Origin of the sequence: Kitasatospora sp. NPDC007106, from assembly GCF_040634455.1 — a bacterium.
GTDB classification, from domain to species: domain Bacteria; phylum Actinomycetota; class Actinomycetes; order Streptomycetales; family Streptomycetaceae; genus Kitasatospora; species Kitasatospora arboriphila.
On record NZ_JBEYFP010000812.1, the window covers coordinates 1 to 2,572 of the forward strand.

Below are 2,572 nucleotides of genomic sequence, written 5' to 3' on the forward strand. Positions count from 1 at the left end.
GAGCGCCGCCGACCGCCGCGACACCGTGCGGGCCGCCCTCGCCCGCGCCGAGCAGCACGAGCGGGACGCCCACGATCTGGCCCTGACCGCCCGGGCGACCACGCTCGACCTGCAGGAGCGCCGGCTGGCCGGGATGGCCGCCGAACTCGCCGGTGCACTGCGCGCCGGCGACCCCTGCCGGGTGTGCGGCGCGGCCGAGCACCCGGCCCCGGCCCGCCCCGGCGAGGGGCAGGTCACGGCCGGGGACCAGCGGCGCGCCGCCGCCGCGCAGGCCGACGCCGAACAGCGGCTGGAGGACGCCCGGCGCACGGTGGCCGGGCTGCGGGCCGACGAGTCCGCGGCCCTGGCCGTCGCCGGCGAGACGGCCTCCGCCGAGCTCGCCAAGCAGCTGGCGGCCGCCGAGGCGGAGCGGTCGGCCGCCGTCCGGCGGGCCGACGCCCTGGGCACGGCCGTCCGCCGGATCGAGCAGCTCACCGCCGAGCAGCGCCGCCGCGAGGAGCAGCTGCGGGCCGGTGGTGCGGACGCCGCCGCCGCCAACGCCCGGCTGCAGGACCTCGCCGCGGAGCGGCTGCGGCTCGCCGAGCTGGTCGCCGACGCCCGGGGCGACGCCCCTTCGGTGGCCGCCCGCGCCCGGCAACTGGACGAGGACGCCCGGGCGGTGGCCGCGGCCCTGGACGCCGTGCACGCGGCGGAGGAGGCGGCCGGACGGCTGTCCGAGGCCGAGCGGGAGCTGCTGCGGGCCACCGCGGAGGCAGGGTTCGCCACCCCGGACGAGGCCCGCGCCGCGGTCCTGCCGGCGGCCGGCAGGTCCGCGCTGGAGGCCCGGCTGGAGTCGCACGACCGGGCGGTGGCCGCGGTCGAGGCCGAGCTGGTGCGTCCCGAGCTGGTGGCCGCCGCGGCGCTGCCGCCCGCGGATCCGGCCGCGACGGGGGCCGGTCAGGCGCGGGCCGCCGACCGGTTGCAGCGGGCCGCGGCGGAGGCCGGTGCCGCGGAGCGGCGCTGTGCCGCGCTGGCCCGGATCGGCGCCGAGCTGGCACAGCTGGCCGCGGCGCTGGCCCCGGAGCTCGCCGAGCTCGGCCGGATCGGCCGGCTCGCCGCCCTGGTGGCCGGTGCCCCGGCGGAGAACGCGCTGCGGATGCGGCTGGAGTCGTACGTGCTGGCGGCCCGGCTGGAGCAGGTGGCCGCGGCGGCGAGCGACCGGCTGGTGCGGATGTCGGGCGGCCGCTACACCCTGGTCCACAGTGACGGCCCGGTCGCCGGCACCAAGCGCTCCGGCCTGTCGCTGCGGGTGGTGGACGCCTGGACGGGCCGGGACCGCGACACCGCGACGCTCTCCGGCGGCGAGAGCTTCTTCGCCTCGCTGGCCCTGGCCCTCGGCCTGGCCGACGTGGTGACGGACGAGGCGGGCGGCATGCCGCTGGACACCCTCTTCATCGACGAGGGCTTCGGCAGCCTCGACGAGCAGACCCTGGAGGAGGTCATGGACGTCCTCGACGGCCTGCGCGAGCGGGACCGCGCGGTCGGCATCGTCAGCCACGTCGCCGATCTGCGCAGCCGGATCCCCTCTCAGTTGCTCGTCCGCAAGCAGCGGCACGGTTCGACCCTGGCCGTCGCCGACCGGGAGGACGCCTGAGCCTGTGTCAGCGGCGTTCCGGCCGGGGCGCGGCGGGCCCGCCGATCGGGGTGACGGGCGGTCAGCCCGCGCAGGCGATCCGCTGGGCCTGCTGCCAGGTGCAGACCGCGCAGAGCGTCGAGCCGGCGTGGTCGGCCGGGTACTCGGTCGGCTCGCCGCACAGGACGCAGTCCGCACGCGGGCCGGCGTCGGCCGCCGGGGTGAGGCCCTGCACGGCCCGGTCGGCGGGGGCGAGCTCGCAGACGGCGTCCGTCGCGGCGGCGGTGGAGGTGTCGGGCTCGGTCATGGTCGGCCTCCTCGGCGGTGGTGGGGCGTTCCCGGGTCCGCCCCGGGCGGGTGGGCGGCGGCACCGTCGGCAACGCCGTACGGCGGGCGGGTATGCCCGTCAGCCGAGGAAGCTGAGCCGCACCGTCCGCCGCGGGTTGTCGACGTTGGTGTCGACCAGGACGACGGACTGCCAGATGCCGAGCGCGAGCTTGCCGCCGATCACCGGCAGGGTGGCGTGCGGGGCGACCAGCCCGGGCAGCACGTGGTCGCGGCCGTGGCCGGGGGTGCCGTGCCGGTGCCGCCAGCGGCCGTCCGCGGGCAGCAGGTCGCGGAGCAGGGCGAGCAGGTCGTCGTCGCTGCCGGCGCCCGTCTCGATCACGGCGATGCCCGCGGTGGCGTGCGGGACGAAGACGTTGAGCAGCCCGTCGCGGCCGGCGGCCGCGGTGGTGAGGAAGGCCGCGCAGCGCTCGGTGATGTCGAGGGCGACCTCACCGGTGCCGGTGGTGGTCTCGAAGGTCAGCGTGTGGAAGGTGTCCGCCATGGGGCCATCCTGACGCATGGCCGCCTCGGACCGGCGGATGTCCCGGGGAGTGGGACGGCGGCATGACGAAGACCCGGCGGACGGTGACTGTCCGTCGGGTCGTCGGCCGGGCACGGCCCGGCCGGTGCGCG

3 protein-coding genes are annotated in these 2,572 nt (G+C 78.8%); 1 reads left to right on the forward strand and 2 read right to left on the reverse strand.

Translation table 11 applies throughout. The annotated features are described in order from the left end of the window. Positions 1–1,633: SbcC/MukB-like Walker B domain-containing protein (locus ABZ641_RS32695; RefSeq protein WP_359987731.1), on the forward strand; the 1,633-nt coding region annotated here is incomplete at its 5' end. Positions 1,634–1,694: 61 nt separating this feature from the next. Here the strand turns inward: ABZ641_RS32695 and ABZ641_RS32700 are convergent. Continuing rightward, the gene (locus ABZ641_RS32700) at positions 1,695–1,919 is read right to left on the reverse strand and encodes a hypothetical protein (protein ID WP_359987734.1); all 225 of its coding nucleotides are present in this window, start codon (positions 1,917–1,919) and stop codon (positions 1,695–1,697) included. Positions 1,920–2,018: 99 nt separating this feature from the next. Then, a complete protein-coding gene (locus ABZ641_RS32705) occupies positions 2,019–2,441 on the reverse strand; it encodes a YjbQ family protein (RefSeq protein ID WP_344626306.1) in 423 nt (140 codons plus the stop codon). Between the last annotated feature and the right edge of the window lie 131 nt (positions 2,442–2,572).